This window comes from Phreatobacter sp., assembly GCF_052440005.1.
GTDB lineage: Bacteria > Pseudomonadota > Alphaproteobacteria > Rhizobiales > Phreatobacteraceae > Phreatobacter.
In genome coordinates, this window is the sequence record NZ_JBQVQL010000044.1 from 1 (window position 1) to 12,554 (window position 12,554).

Genomic DNA, 12,554 nt, shown 5'->3' on the forward strand with positions numbered 1-12,554 from the left:
CCGCAGCGCGTCGTCAGGCCGGCGCCGCGACCGGCGCAGCCGCCGGTCGACATCGCGCCGCAGGTGCAGCAGGCCCCGCCGCCGCAGCCGAACTTCTTCGACAGCATCTTCGGCGGGCAGCGCAACACGCCCTCCGCCGACGCCAGGTTCTGACCTCGCCGATGCCGTTACCCAACCGCGTCGATCCCTTCGGATCCATCGCGGCGGTGCCGGAGCGCGGTCTGTTCCTCGGCAATCGCGGCGGCCGGTTCCATCGCGACGACAGGACCATCGGGCCACGGCCCTGGGCATCGAAGCAGTGGATCTGCTGCGTGTTGTCGTTCAAGGACCGGCGGCGCTCGCCTCTGATGGGCCGAGGCTATACCGAGCTCTTCTTCCTCGACGAGGTGACGGCGCTCGCCGCCGGGCACCGCCCCTGCTTCGAATGCCGGCGGGCGGATGCGACCCGCTTCGCCGCGGCCTGGGCAAGGGCGAAGGGGCTATCCGAGCCGCCGAAGGCGCCGGAGATGGACGCGGTGCTGCACGGGGAGCGGCTGGAGGGGCGCGGGAAGCGAACGTGGCGGGCCGAGGCGAGGGGGTTGCCGGATGGAGTGGCGGTCGCAATGGGAGGCGACGCTTACGCGCTGAGGGGCGACGCGATGTTGCGCTGGTCCTATGCCGGCTACGGGACGCCCCGCCAGCGCCTCTCAGGCGAGGCCGATGTGCTTACGCCGCCATCAATCGTCGCCGTGCTGCGGGCGGGCTTTGCGCCGGTCTGGCATGAGAGCGCTGGGGATGCACTAGGGGTCGGAACGATCAATCCAAGCAGCCTGAAGCGCGTCTTCTAGGAGCCAGATACTACCTCTCCGAACGCCTCGTCGAGATAGTGAGAGACCTCCAAGCCAATACCGATTTTCCCGGGCAATGCGATCAGTGCTGGTGGCCAGACGTAGGAGAACATTGCAAGGTTCGCCGGAACCGATATGGCGAAATCGACACAGCAGCGTCTGCGAAACTGAGGGTCGCGAAGCATGGACCCCTCCCGTTCGATTTCCTGCTCGATGGCGGCAGCGAGCAAGGCGCAGGCGCCCTCAAGCGAAATGTCCAATCGATCAAACCCGAGGTCATACACAAATCTCGTCGGCCCCCTGTCGGACTGAACCACCGTCGGAGGACCGCCCAGTATGGGTGGGTCACCTTGCCAACCGCTGGCATCCACCCGCAGAAGAACCGAGAAAACGCGCTTCGTTGCGTTCGCCATTCCCTCAGAACAGCCCCTCGATCAACCCTTCCGCGCTGACATGGATCGCCTCGGCCGCCGGCAGCTTGGGCAGGCCCGGCATGGTCATGATGTCACCGCAGATCGCCACGACGAAGCCGGCGCCGGCGGAGAGGCGCACCTCGCGGACCGGGATCGTATGGCCCGTCGGCGCACCGAGCAGGGTCGGATCGGCGGAGAACGAGTACTGGGTCTTCGCCATGCAGACCGGCAGGTGGCCATAGCCGGCGGCATCGAAGGCCTTGAGGTCGGCGGCGGCCTTCGGGGCGATGGCGATGTCGTCGGCGCGGTAGATGCGCGTGGCGATGGAGAGGATCTTCCCCTCCAGCGGCAGGCTGTCGGCATAGATCGGCTGGAAATGCGCCGTGCCGCCCTCGCAGAGTGCCACGACCTTGCGGGCGAGCTCTTCCGCACCGGCCGCACCGTCCGCCCAGTGGCGGCACTGAACTGCCTCGACGCCGAACTCGTCCCGGCAAATGTCGGCGATGAGCCGGTGCTCGGCCTCGCTGTCGGTGGTGAAGTGATTGATGGCGACGACGACCGGCACGCCGAAGGCGCGGACGTTCTCGACATGACGGCCGAGGTTGACGATGCCCGCCCGCAGCGCCTCGATGTTCTCGCGCGCGAGATCGGCCTTGGCGACGCCGCCGTTCATCTTGAGGGCGCGGACGGTGGCGACGATCACCGCTGCGGAGGGCTTCAGGCCGGCCTTGCGGCACTTGATGTCGAAGAACTTCTCGGCCCCGAGATCGGCGCCGAAACCGGCCTCGGTCACCACGTAGTCGCCGAGCTTCAGGGCGGCGCGGGTGGCGATGACGGAGTTGCAGCCGTGGGCGATGTTGGCGAAGGGCCCGCCGTGGATGAGGGCAGGCGAGCCCTCGATGGTCTGGACGAGGTTCGGCTTGATGGCGTCCTTGAGCAGCACGGTCATGGCGCCGGCGGCGTTGAGCTGGCCGGCGGTGACCGGCTTCTTCTCGCGGGTATAGGCGACGACGATGCGGGCCAGGCGCGCCTCGAGGTCGGCGAGGTCGTCGGCGAGGCAGAAGCAGGCCATGACCTCGGAGGCCACCGTGATGTCGAATCCGTCCTCGCGGGAATAGCCGTTGCCGGCCCCGCCGAGGCCGTTGACGATGGAGCGCAGGGCCCGGTCGTTCATGTCGAGCACGCGGCGCCAGACGATGCGGCGGGTGTCGATGCCCAGCGCATTGCCCCAGTAGACGTGGTTGTCGACGAGGGCGGCGAGCAGGTTGTGGGCCGAGGTGATGGCGTGGAAGTCGCCGGTGAAATGGAGGTTGATCGCCTCCATGGGCAGGACCTGGGCCTTGCCGCCGCCGGTGGCACCGCCCTTGGTGCCGAAGACCGGCCCGAGGGAGGGCTCGCGCAGGGCGATGACGGTGCGCTTGCCGATGCGGTTGAGGCCGTCGCCGAGGCCGACCGTCGTGGTCGTCTTTCCCTCGCCGGCCGGCGTCGGGTTGATGGCGGTGACGAGGACCAGCTTGCCGTCCGGCCGGTCCCTCAATCCCGCGAGGTAGCCCGCGTCCAGCTTGGCGATGTGCTTGCCATAGGGCTCCAGCGCCTCGACGGGAATGCCCGCCGCCTCCGCCACCGCGGCGATCGGACGGAGGGTCGAGGCGCGGGCGACGGCGAGGTCATGGGACATGGGCGATATCTGCGCTGGGTGAGAGGCCGACTGTCGTATAGTGCCGCGGCGATTAAATCGACGGCGCCCTCGCATGCAAGGGGACAACCCGTGAGCAGGCCATGCGCCAGGGCGGCCGGGGAGGACGGATGAGCACGGCGAAGCTGATCGGGATCGACTGGGGCACCACCTCGTTCCGCGCCGCCCTGATGGACGGCGGCGGCGGGATCATCGACCGGAAGGCCTCCGGCGAGGGCCTGCTCGCCGTTCCGGACCGGGACTTCGAGGGCGTTCTGGAGCGCGCCGTCGCCGGCTGGGACGAGGGACGCGCGCTGCCCCTGGTGGCCTCCGGCATGGTGACGAGCCGCACCGGCTGGGTGGAGACGCCCTATCTGCCCTGCCCCGCCGGGGCCGGCGAACTCGCCGGGGCCCTGACACGCTTCACCACCGCCGGCGGCCGGCGCATCGCGTTCATCACCGGGCTCTCCTACCGCAACCCGGACGGCGCGCCGGACGTGATGCGCGGCGAAGAGACGCAGATCGCCGGGCTGGCCCTTCACGGGCTCCGGCTCGCGGTGATGCCCGGCACCCATTCGAAGTGGGTGCGGATCGACGGGGACCAGATCGCCGCCTTCCGCTCGGCCATGACGGGCGACGCCTTCGCGGCGCTCAGGGACCACACGGTGCTGAAGCTGACCACGGCAGATCGGATCGAGGCGCAGGAGGCCTTTGCGGCCGGCGTCGCCATCGGGGCGGCCGAGGGTGGCGCCGGGCTCCTCGGCAAGCTGTTCCGCCAGCGTGCGGGGAGCCTGATGGGCGACTTCCCGGCCTACGAGACGGCCGAGCGGCTGTCGGGCCTGATGATCGGCACGGAGATCGCGGAAGCGCGCAGCTTCGCGCCGGATGTCGACCGGCCGGTGGTGATCGTCGGCGGAGAGGCACTGGCGGCGCGATATGGCGTGGCGCTCGACGTGCTGGGCATCGCCCACGAGACGGCGCCTGTCGACGCCGCCTTTGCCGGGCAATTCAGGATCGCGAAAGCGGCCGGGCTGGTGTGAGGCGGGCATCGAGCGTTCCCCCCATCCCTGACCCCTCCCCCCGCGTGCGGCGGGGAGGGGTCAGGGATGGGGGGCATGGCGCCGCTGCAACGAGGCCCGAGACGCAGAGTCGCGTTTCACTCCATTCCCGGCTTGCCCTGCCGCATCTTCTTGACGCCCGAGCGCTTCTGCTTGCCCTCCAGCCGCCGCTCCCTGGAGGCGCGGGTAGGCTTGGTGGCGATGCGGCGCTTCGGACGCACGGCCGCCTTGGCCACCATCTCGACGAGGCGGGAGAGCGCGTCCTCGCGGTTCATGTCCTGCGACCGGAAGCGGTCGGCCTGGATGACGATGACGCCGTCCTTCGTCAGCCGCGAGCCCGCCAGCGGCACGAGGCGCTCCTTGACGTCAGGAGGGAGCGCCGCGGCGGCGAGGTTGAAGCGCAGCTCGCAGGCGGTCGACACCTTGTTGACGTTCTGCCCGCCCGGCCCGGAGGCCCGCACGAAGGTGACGGTGATGTCGTCAGGATTAAGGGCGATGGAGCGCGTGACGGGGATCGGATCAGCCATGATGGGCGCATTGTCGCAGCCGGGGGGCGTCATGGGCAAGACAAGCCGCGCTCCGGAACGGACGTGCGCCCTGCAGCAGTCCCCATAAGAAAAGGGCCGCCGGTCTCCCAGCGGCCCTCCCGAACGAGGCGTTCCGTCCTTTGCCGGCTCACGCCGCCTTGGCGCGGGCGTCGAGCTTCGACAGGCGGTCGAAGAGGTAATCCACCTCGGCGCGGGCCTTGGCCGAGAGCGGGGCGCTCGGCTTGCGCTGGGCCTCGGAGGCGATGACGCCGCGCTTCTTCAGGAGATACTTGCGCACGGCCAGGCCGGCGCCCGGCTGCTGCTCGTAGCGGATGAGCGGCAGATGGGCGTCGAACAGGTCGTGGGCGGCATCGCGCTTGCCGGCCTTCTGCAGGCGGACGACGTCCACCAGCATGTCGGGAAAAGCGTAGCCGGTCATGGCGCCGTCGGCGCCGCGCTCGCACTCGAAATCGAGGAAGAGCCCGCCGTTGCCGCAGAGGATCGAGACATGACGCATCGAGCCGTCGGCCTCGAAGCCGCGCAGCGTCGAGATCTTCTCGAGGCCCGGCCAGTCCTCGTGCTTCAGCATGACGCAGGAGGGCAGTTCCTGGATAATGGAGCGGATGACCTTCGGGCTCATCACCACCGAGAAGGTGATGGGGAAGTCCTGGATGCAGAAGGGCACGTCGTCGCCGATCGCATCCACCGCCTGCTTGTAGTAGCCGACGATCTGGTCGTCGGTGCGCAGGGTGTTGGGCGGGGCGATCATGACGCCGGCGGCGCCGGCATCCATCACCGTGCGGGCGAGCGAGCGCATGGCCGCAAACCCCGGCGCCGAAACGCCGACGATGACCGGCATGGAGGGGCCGGCGCGCTTGATGATCTGCTTGGAGATCGCGACCGACTCCTCGGCGGCGAGCTTCGGCGCCTCGCCCATGACGCCGAGAATGGTGAGGCCGTCGGCGCCGCAGGCGCGGTAGAAGTCGACCATGGAATCCGTCGACTTCTCGTCGATGCGGCCGTCGTCGTGGAACGGCGTTGCCGCGATCACATAGACGCCGCTGGCGGTGGTGAGGTCGGTTCCGTTCGCCTTCATGGCTGTTTCCTCGTCAGGGGAGAGCGTTTCGACGCTGGCGATGCCACGGATCGAGGGTGCCGGTCAAAGCCGGCAGCCGCAAGGCTTCCATGCCGGGCCGCTCACGGCGTCGCCACGAAGGGATCGGCGAAACGCACGGCGCTCGCCTGCACCTCCTTCAGGAAAGCGCGCACCACCCGCTTCGGAGGCTGGCCTCTCGCCGTCAGGGCGAAGGCCTGGATCGGCACGCGCGGGCTGAGCGGACGGAAGACGAGATCGTAGCGTCCGCCGACCACGGCGAAGGAATCGACCACCGCAACGCCGACGCCGCTCTCCGCCAGGAGGCAGGCGGTGCCGCTGTAGCGCGTTTCGACCATCACCCGCTCCTGCAGCGCCGGGGTCCAGAAGCCCTGATTGAGGGCGAAACCGAGAGGGGTGCCCGGCTCGAAGCCGACGAGGGGATGGGCGGCGAGATCGGCAGCGGAGATTTCCGAGCGGTCGGCAAGCGGATGGTCAGGGGGACAGACGCAGACCATCTGGCCGGTGCAGATGGCGGTCGCCTCGATGCCCGGCCGTGGCTGCGGCGAGAGGGAAAAGCCGAGGTCGACGAAGCCCGTCTCGACGCCCTCGACGACGCCGGGCGTGCGGCGCACGTCGAAGAAGACGTGCATGTCGGGGCGCGTGGCGAGGAAGGCCTTGAGCGCCCGCGGCACGAGGGCATTGGAGAGCGCAGGGGTGGAGAGCACCCGCAGGCTCCCCGTGCGCGTGTCGCGCAGGTCCTTCAGCTTCTGGGAAAAGGCTCGGTAGAGCGAGAAGATGGGCTCCGAGCCGCGCATCACCTCCTGCGCCTCGGCGGTCGGCACCAGGCGGTTGCCGACGCGGTCGAAGAGTGGCAGGCCGAGCTGCGCCTCGATCTGCCGGATGGCGTTGGAGACGGCGGGCTGCGAGATGGCGAGAGCCTCAGCGGCGCCGACGGTGGTCTGGCAGCGGATCACCTCCCGGAAGATCTCCAGCTGGCGCAGGTTGAGCATGGGCGGGTCCTCGTGCCCAGGGAGCGGGCAGTATAATCTCCTTTTATACTTCCAGCCCGATTATTCATCGTCAATGATATTGAGGTGCGTAAAAGCGCGTGGTTACGTTGGCCCCTGCCGCCGTCAGAGCGGTCTCCCAACAGAGGGTTTCCATCATGCTCCGCACCCTTCTCGCCGCCGCCGGCCTCGCGGCGATCATGACCGGACAGGCCCTGGCGCAGGCGCCGATCAAGACCGCGGTCGACGGCACCTTCGCTCCCCATGCCTTCCCCAACCTCGCGGGCGGCGGCATCCAGGGCTTCAACGTCGACCTCGCCAACGAGATCGGCAAGCGCCTCGGCCGGCCGATCGAGATCACCTCGACGCAGTTCTCCGGCATCATCCCGGCGCTGAACGCCGGCACCTATGACTTCGTCATGGCGCCGGTGACGGCGACACCGGAGCGCGCCACGAGCATGCTCTTCACCGAGGGCTATCTGGACACCGATTTCCGTCTGATCACCCGCCGGGGCGATGCTCCCATCACCGACCTCGCCTCGATGCGCGGCAAGGTCGTCTCGGTCAACCGCGGCTCGGCCTATGAGAGCTGGGCGAAGTCCATGGAGGCGAGCGTTGGCTGGCGCGTCGAGGCCTTCGGCACGCAGACCGACGCCGTGCAGGCGGTCATCGCCGGCCGCGCCGTCGCCAACGTGACGGCCGAGACGGTCGCCGCCTTCGCGGTGAAGAACAATCCGCAGATCAAGCTCGACTACCTGCACAAGACCGGCCTCGTCTGGGCCGTGCCGGCGCGCAACGGCGACACCGCCACCCGCGACATGGTCGAGAACGCCATCGAGTGCATCAAGAAGGACGGCACCATGGCGAAGATCTTCGAGAAGTGGTTCGGCATCGCGCCGCGCCCGGATTCCGCTGCCGCCACGATCTTCCCCGGCTCGGGCGTTCCCGGCCTTCCGGGCTATAACCCGACGGCCCGCGAGCCGCGCTGCTGATGTCCGCACTGCTCGACGTCCGGGGCCTGAGAAAGAGCTTCGGCACCACCGAAATCCTGCGCGGCATCGACTTCTCCGTCGCCGCGCGGGAGCTGGTCTTCATCATCGGTCCGTCCGGCTCGGGCAAGTCGACCATGCTGCGCTGCTGCAACCGGCTGGAAGAGCCGACGGCAGGCCAGGTGGTGGTGGACGGGGTCGACCTGATGGCGCCCGGCACCGACATCAACGCCATGCGCCGGCAGATCGGCATGGTGTTCCAGGCCTTCAACCTCTACCCGCACATGACGGCACTGGGGAACGTGACGCTGGCGCTGCGCAAGGTGCTGGGCAAAAGCCGCGAGGAGGCCGAGGCCATCGGCCTCGCGGCGCTGGACCAGGTGGGCCTCAAGGAAAAGGCGCCCAGCTACCCCTCCGAACTCTCCGGCGGTCAGCAGCAGCGCGTGGCCATCGCCCGAGCGCTGGCGCTGGAGCCGAAGATCATGCTGTTCGACGAGCCGACATCGGCTCTCGACCCGGAACTGGTCGGAGCGGTGCTCGGCGTCATGCGAGACCTCAAGGCCGCCGGCATGACCATGGTGGTGGTCAGCCACGAGATGCGGTTCGCCCGCGACGCCGCCGACCGCATCGTCTTCATGGCAGACGGCGAGATCCTCGAACAGGGCACCCCGGCCGAGATCTTTGGCAACCCGCAGCATCCGCGCACCCGGGACTTCGTCGGGGAGCTGTCGCGGTGACCTCCAGCGTCGCAAAACTCCCATGACCGGCCTCGAGCGCTTCCAGGACGCCTTCCTCAAGCCGGAGCTGATCGCCCGCTACTGGCCCGACATCCTCTCGGGGATCGCGGTGACGCTGGAGATCGCCGTGGCGGTGGTGATCACGGGGCTCGCCCTCGGCCTCGCCCTCGCGGTGATCCGCAGCTACCGCTCGCGCCTCGCCAATGCGCCGATCATCGTCTTCGTCGACATGTTCCGCGCCCTGCCGCCGCTGGTTGCCATTCTGATCGTCTATTTCGGCCTGCCGAACCTTGGCATCAACATTTCCGGCTTCGCGGTGCTGTGGCTGGTCCTGTCGCTGGTGCTGGCGGCCTTCGCCGAGGAGATCTTCTGGTCGGGCATCGTCTCGGTGCGCAAGGGCCAGTGGGAAGCGGCACGCTCCACCGGCCTCACCCACTGGCAGACCATGACCTCGGTGATCCTGCCGCAGGCGATCCGCATCTGCGTGCCGCCACTGACCAACCGCACCATCGCCGTGACCAAGAACACCGCGCTCGGCACGGTGATCGGCGTCGGCGAGATCATGAACCAGGGCACCTCGGCCATGTCGCTGTCGGGCAACGCGACACCGCTGATGATGGCCGCCGTGGCCTATGTCGTGATCTTCGTTCCGGTGGTGGCACTGGGCTCGTGGATCGAGCGCCGCTTCGCCTGGAAGAGGGCGTGATGGAGATCTTCCTCTTCCAGTTCCTGAACTTCGACATCATGCGGCAGGCCTGGCCGATCATCTTCGGCGGCGCGCAGATGACCCTGCTGCTCTGCCTCGCGGTGATCCCGCTCGGCCTCGCCGGGGGCCTCGTGGTGGCCACGGGCTCGATCTCGCATTCGCGGGGGCTGCGGCTCGTCACCAAGGCCTATGTGGACTTCTTCCGCGCCGTGCCGCCGCTGGTGCTGCTGATCGTCATCTATTCCGGCCTGCCGTTCGCCGGCATCCGCATGACGCCGTTCACCGCGGTGTGCATCGCTTTCCTGCTCAACGCCTCGTCCTTCTACGGCGAGATCTTCCGCGCCGGCATCGAATCCGTCGGCAAGGGGCAGTGGGAGGCGGCCCGTTCGACGGGGCTGACCTGGCTGCAGACCTATCGCCACGTCGTGCTGCCGCAGGCGAGCCGCAACGTGCTGCCGGACCTCGTGTCGAACACGGTGGAGGTGATCAAACTCACCTCGATCGCCTCGGTCGTGTCCTTCACCGAGCTTCTCTACGCCGCCGACATGGCGCGGAGCGTCACCTACAACACCTCCCCCATCGTCCTCGCCGCCTTCCTCTACCTCATAGTCCTCTGGCCCATCGTGCGGCTCGTCAGCCGGCTCGAGCACCGGCTCGGACACTAGAGGCATTCCCAGGAGACCGTCATGGCCCGCATCGTCACCGTCGCCGCAGCCCAGCTCGGCCCCATCCAGAAGGCCGAGAGCCGCGAGAGCGTCGTCGCCCGCATGATCGCGCTGATGGAGGAGGCGAAGGCCAAGGGCGCGACGTTCATCGTCTATCCCGAGCTCGCCCTCACCACCTTCTTCCCGCGCTGGTACGAGGAAGACCGGGCAAAGATGGACCCCTGGTTCGAATCCTCCATGCCCAATGCGGCGACGCAGCCGCTGTTCGACAAGGCCAGGGCGCTGGGGATGGCCATGAGCTTCGGCTATGCCGAGCTGACCCCCGACGGGCACCATTTCAACACCTCGATCCTCGTCGACAAGGCGGGGACCATCGTCGGCAAGTACCGCAAGACCCACCTGCCGGGCCATGTCGAGTTCGATACCGGCCGCACCCACCAGCACCTGGAGAAGCGCTATTTCGAGCCGGGCGATACCGGCTTCCCCGTCTGGCGCTTCGAGGGCGGGCTGATGGGCATGGCGATCTGCAACGATCGCCGCTGGCCCGAGACCTATCGGGTGATGGGCCTGCAGGGCGTCGAGATGGTCGTGCTCGGCTTCAACACCCCGTCGGTCAACTCGCAGCGCGCCGGCGAGGGCATGGAGGACAGGCTGTTCCACCATCGCCTCTCCTGCCAGGCGGGCGCCTACCAGAACGCCACCTGGGTGGTGGCGGTGGCCAAGGCCGGCACGGAAGACGGCAACCACCTGATGGGCGGCACGCTGATCGTCGATCCCAACGGCAAGATCGTCGGAGAGCTGCCGCACGAGGACGACGGCGTGCTGGTCGTGCCCTGCGATCTCGACGACACCATCTTCGGCAAGGAGACGATCTTCGACTTCAAACGCCACCGCCGCACCGAGCATTACGGCCTGATCACCGAGCGGGTGGGCGTCGGCGAGCCGCTGGGACGCTGACGGCCCGCGGGCGCACCAAGGACCGGCGCCTGCCTCACGCTAAGGCAGGCGCTGCCGCATCCGAATCCACCCCGGCGCGCCGCGCCTCACACATTGTCCGTTCGTTATCAATCACATAGTTCCGCCGATCGGCTGGCATATGAATTGTATGCACGGTCTTCCAGGTGATTGAACCTGGAGGCCGTCATGGCACGCAAGAGTCCGACAACCAGTGCCTTTTCCCGCCGCACCGTCCTGAAGGCAGGCGCCGCCCTCGCCGGCGCCGCGGCGGTCCCGGATCTCGCGCTCGCCCAGGCCAATGGCGGGCCGCTGCGCATCGGAATTTCGCTCTCGGACGTGCCGCGCATGTGGGGCGGCCCGGAGGGCGGCTTCGAGGGGCTGCGCTTCGGCGCCTACATGGTCTTCGACGCCCTGGTGAACTGGGACATGTCGAAGGCCGACCAGCCCTCCGGCCTTACCCCCGGCCTCGCGACGAATTGGGAGGTCGATCCCGCGAACAAGCAGCGCTGGATCGTCACGCTGCGCGAGGGCGTCACGTTCCACGACGGCACGCCCTTCGACGCCGACGCCGCCATCTGGAACTTCGATTCCATCTTCAAGTCCGACGCCCCGCAGTTCCACCAGCCGCGCGTCGGGCTCGTCCGCTCGCGCCTGTCGTCGATAGCCGGCTATTCGAAGATCGACGCGAAAACCATCGCGATCACTACCAACGTGGTCGACGGCATGCTGCCGTACCAGCTCGCCTATCTCTGGTTCGTCAGCCCCGCCCGCCTCGCCGAACTCGGCGGCGATTGGCAGAGGTTCACGCAGCGACCCGCCGGCACCGGCCCCTACAAGGTCGTCTCCGTGACGCCGCGCGAGCGCGTCGAACTCGAGGCGAACGCCGCGTACTGGGACAAGGCACGCGTGCCGAAGACGGCGCGCACCGTGCTGCTGCCGATCCCGGACGGCAATGCCCGGATCGCCGCGCTGCGCGCGGGCACGATCGACATCGCCGAGACCCTGCCTCCGGACGCCATCCCCTCGCTGAAGGCGGCGGGCATGCAGGTGATCCAGAACTCCTATCCGCACATCTGGGCCTGGCGGCTCAACGTCAATCCTGGCACGCCCTTCGCCGACGTCAGGGTTCGCCGCGCGGCGAACCTCGCCATCGACCGCGAGAGCATGGTGCAGCTCCTCTCCGGCACGGCCCTGCCGGCCAAGGGCAAGGTGCTGCCCGGCGATCCCTGGTTCGGCAAGCCGACCTTCGACATCCGCTACGACGTGGCGGCGGCGAAGAAGCTGATGACGGAAGCCGGCTACGGGCCGAGCAAGCGGCTAGAGGTCGTCTCGGTCATCGCGTCCGGTGGCGGCGGACAGATGGTGCCGCTGCCGATGAACGAGATGATCCAGGAGAATCTCAAGGAAATCTGGATCGACGTGAAGTTCGAGGTGGTGGACTTCACCACCATCATCAACATGCTGCGCGGCGGCACCCGCACCGACCAGCAGAAGGGCTTCCACGCGCTCAACATCGCGATCCCCTCGATCGATCCGACGACCGGCTGGGTGATCTACGATTCGACGCTGACCGCGCCGCGCGGCGTCAACTGGGGCTGGTACAACAACCCGGCGATCGACGCGCAGATCAAGGTCATGCGCGATGCTTTCGAGCCGGCGGCGCAGAACGAGGCCATGGGCAAGCTCCACGCCCTGCTGGTCGACGACGCCGCCGCGCTGTTCGTGGTCCACGACCTCAATCCGCGCGGCCTTTCCGCCCGGGTGAAGGGCTTCGTCCAGGCGCGAAACTGGTTCCAGGATTATACCCCGGTGACGGTCGGCCCGGCGGCCTGAGGACCAGGCCCGTTTCCAGCGTGATGCCCGGGTCGCTCCGGGCATCCGCGTCGGGCGCGGGCGG

General features: G+C 68.3%; 12 protein-coding genes. 8 read left to right on the top strand and 4 right to left on the bottom strand.

The annotated features are described in order from the left end of the window. The first annotated feature begins 161 nt into the window (after positions 1-161). A complete protein-coding gene (locus ACT6XY_RS12310) occupies positions 162-827 on the top strand; it encodes a hypothetical protein (protein WP_444748609.1) in 666 nt (221 codons plus the stop codon). Between the two features lie 417 nt (positions 828-1,244). Here the strand turns inward: ACT6XY_RS12310 and ACT6XY_RS12315 are convergent, their stop codons facing one another. Continuing rightward, positions 1,245-2,918: a formate--tetrahydrofolate ligase gene (locus ACT6XY_RS12315; RefSeq protein ID WP_444748610.1), complete on the bottom strand. Its 1,674-nt coding sequence runs from the start codon at positions 2,916-2,918 to the stop codon at positions 1,245-1,247. A gap of 128 nt (positions 2,919-3,046) precedes the next feature. Between ACT6XY_RS12315 and ACT6XY_RS12320 the strand changes: the two genes are divergently transcribed. Then, positions 3,047-3,955 carry a 2-dehydro-3-deoxygalactonokinase gene (locus ACT6XY_RS12320; RefSeq protein WP_444748611.1) on the top strand — a complete coding sequence of 303 codons (909 nt, stop codon included), beginning with the start codon at positions 3,047-3,049 and terminating at the stop codon, positions 3,953-3,955. A gap of 116 nt (positions 3,956-4,071) precedes the next feature. On the opposite strand, the gene arfB is transcribed toward ACT6XY_RS12320, so the two are convergent. The 3 genes from arfB to ACT6XY_RS12335 form a co-directional block, all read right to left on the bottom strand. Continuing rightward, positions 4,072-4,500, bottom strand: coding sequence for an alternative ribosome rescue aminoacyl-tRNA hydrolase ArfB (gene arfB, locus ACT6XY_RS12325; RefSeq protein ID WP_444748612.1), 429 nt, complete (start codon positions 4,498-4,500; stop codon positions 4,072-4,074). A gap of 148 nt (positions 4,501-4,648) precedes the next feature. Continuing rightward, on the bottom strand, positions 4,649-5,596 hold the full coding sequence (locus tag ACT6XY_RS12330) for a dihydrodipicolinate synthase family protein (RefSeq protein WP_444748613.1): 948 nt from the start codon (positions 5,594-5,596) through the stop codon (positions 4,649-4,651). A gap of 101 nt (positions 5,597-5,697) precedes the next feature. Continuing rightward, entirely contained in the window at positions 5,698-6,606 is a 909-nt protein-coding gene (locus ACT6XY_RS12335; protein ID WP_444748614.1) for a LysR family transcriptional regulator, read from the bottom strand. Positions 6,607-6,761: 155 nt separating this feature from the next. Between ACT6XY_RS12335 and ACT6XY_RS12340 the strand changes: the two genes are divergently transcribed. The 6 genes from ACT6XY_RS12340 (at position 6,762) to ACT6XY_RS12365 (ending at position 12,490) form a co-directional block, all read left to right on the top strand. After that, entirely contained in the window at positions 6,762-7,595 is an 834-nt protein-coding gene (locus tag ACT6XY_RS12340; protein WP_444748615.1) for a transporter substrate-binding domain-containing protein, read from the top strand. Beyond that, the gene (locus tag ACT6XY_RS12345) at positions 7,595-8,329 is read left to right on the top strand and encodes an amino acid ABC transporter ATP-binding protein (protein ID WP_444748616.1); all 735 of its coding nucleotides are present in this window, start codon (positions 7,595-7,597) and stop codon (positions 8,327-8,329) included. The genes ACT6XY_RS12340 and ACT6XY_RS12345 overlap by 1 nt, the downstream gene beginning before the upstream one ends. 22 nt (positions 8,330-8,351) lie before the next feature. After that, positions 8,352-9,035 carry an amino acid ABC transporter permease gene (locus tag ACT6XY_RS12350; RefSeq protein ID WP_444748617.1) on the top strand — a complete coding sequence of 228 codons (684 nt, stop codon included), beginning with the start codon at positions 8,352-8,354 and terminating at the stop codon, positions 9,033-9,035. Further along, positions 9,035-9,700, top strand: coding sequence for an amino acid ABC transporter permease (locus tag ACT6XY_RS12355; protein WP_444748618.1), 666 nt, complete (start codon positions 9,035-9,037; stop codon positions 9,698-9,700). The genes ACT6XY_RS12350 and ACT6XY_RS12355 overlap by 1 nt, the downstream gene beginning before the upstream one ends. Before the next feature lie 21 nt (positions 9,701-9,721). Further along, positions 9,722-10,657 carry an N-carbamoyl-D-amino-acid hydrolase gene (locus ACT6XY_RS12360; protein ID WP_444748619.1) on the top strand — a complete coding sequence of 312 codons (936 nt, stop codon included), beginning with the start codon at positions 9,722-9,724 and terminating at the stop codon, positions 10,655-10,657. Positions 10,658-10,843: 186 nt separating this feature from the next. Continuing rightward, positions 10,844-12,490, top strand: coding sequence for an ABC transporter substrate-binding protein (locus ACT6XY_RS12365; protein WP_444748620.1), 1,647 nt, complete (start codon positions 10,844-10,846; stop codon positions 12,488-12,490). The last annotated feature ends 64 nt before the right edge of the window (positions 12,491-12,554 follow it).

Coding starts and splice junctions, on each gene's coding strand:
- ACT6XY_RS12310 (WP_444748609.1), top strand. CDS start 162: ATGCCGTTACCCAACCGCGTCGATCCCTTCGGATCCATCGCGGCGGTG.
- ACT6XY_RS12315 (WP_444748610.1), bottom strand. CDS start 2,918: ATGTCCCATGACCTCGCCGTCGCCCGCGCCTCGACCCTCCGTCCGATC.
- ACT6XY_RS12320 (WP_444748611.1), top strand. CDS start 3,047: ATGAGCACGGCGAAGCTGATCGGGATCGACTGGGGCACCACCTCGTTC.
- arfB (WP_444748612.1), bottom strand. CDS start 4,500: ATGGCTGATCCGATCCCCGTCACGCGCTCCATCGCCCTTAATCCTGAC.
- ACT6XY_RS12330 (WP_444748613.1), bottom strand. CDS start 5,596: ATGAAGGCGAACGGAACCGACCTCACCACCGCCAGCGGCGTCTATGTG.
- ACT6XY_RS12335 (WP_444748614.1), bottom strand. CDS start 6,606: ATGCTCAACCTGCGCCAGCTGGAGATCTTCCGGGAGGTGATCCGCTGC.
- ACT6XY_RS12340 (WP_444748615.1), top strand. CDS start 6,762: ATGCTCCGCACCCTTCTCGCCGCCGCCGGCCTCGCGGCGATCATGACC.
- ACT6XY_RS12345 (WP_444748616.1), top strand. CDS start 7,595: ATGTCCGCACTGCTCGACGTCCGGGGCCTGAGAAAGAGCTTCGGCACC.
- ACT6XY_RS12350 (WP_444748617.1), top strand. CDS start 8,352: ATGACCGGCCTCGAGCGCTTCCAGGACGCCTTCCTCAAGCCGGAGCTG.
- ACT6XY_RS12355 (WP_444748618.1), top strand. CDS start 9,035: ATGGAGATCTTCCTCTTCCAGTTCCTGAACTTCGACATCATGCGGCAG.
- ACT6XY_RS12360 (WP_444748619.1), top strand. CDS start 9,722: ATGGCCCGCATCGTCACCGTCGCCGCAGCCCAGCTCGGCCCCATCCAG.
- ACT6XY_RS12365 (WP_444748620.1), top strand. CDS start 10,844: ATGGCACGCAAGAGTCCGACAACCAGTGCCTTTTCCCGCCGCACCGTC.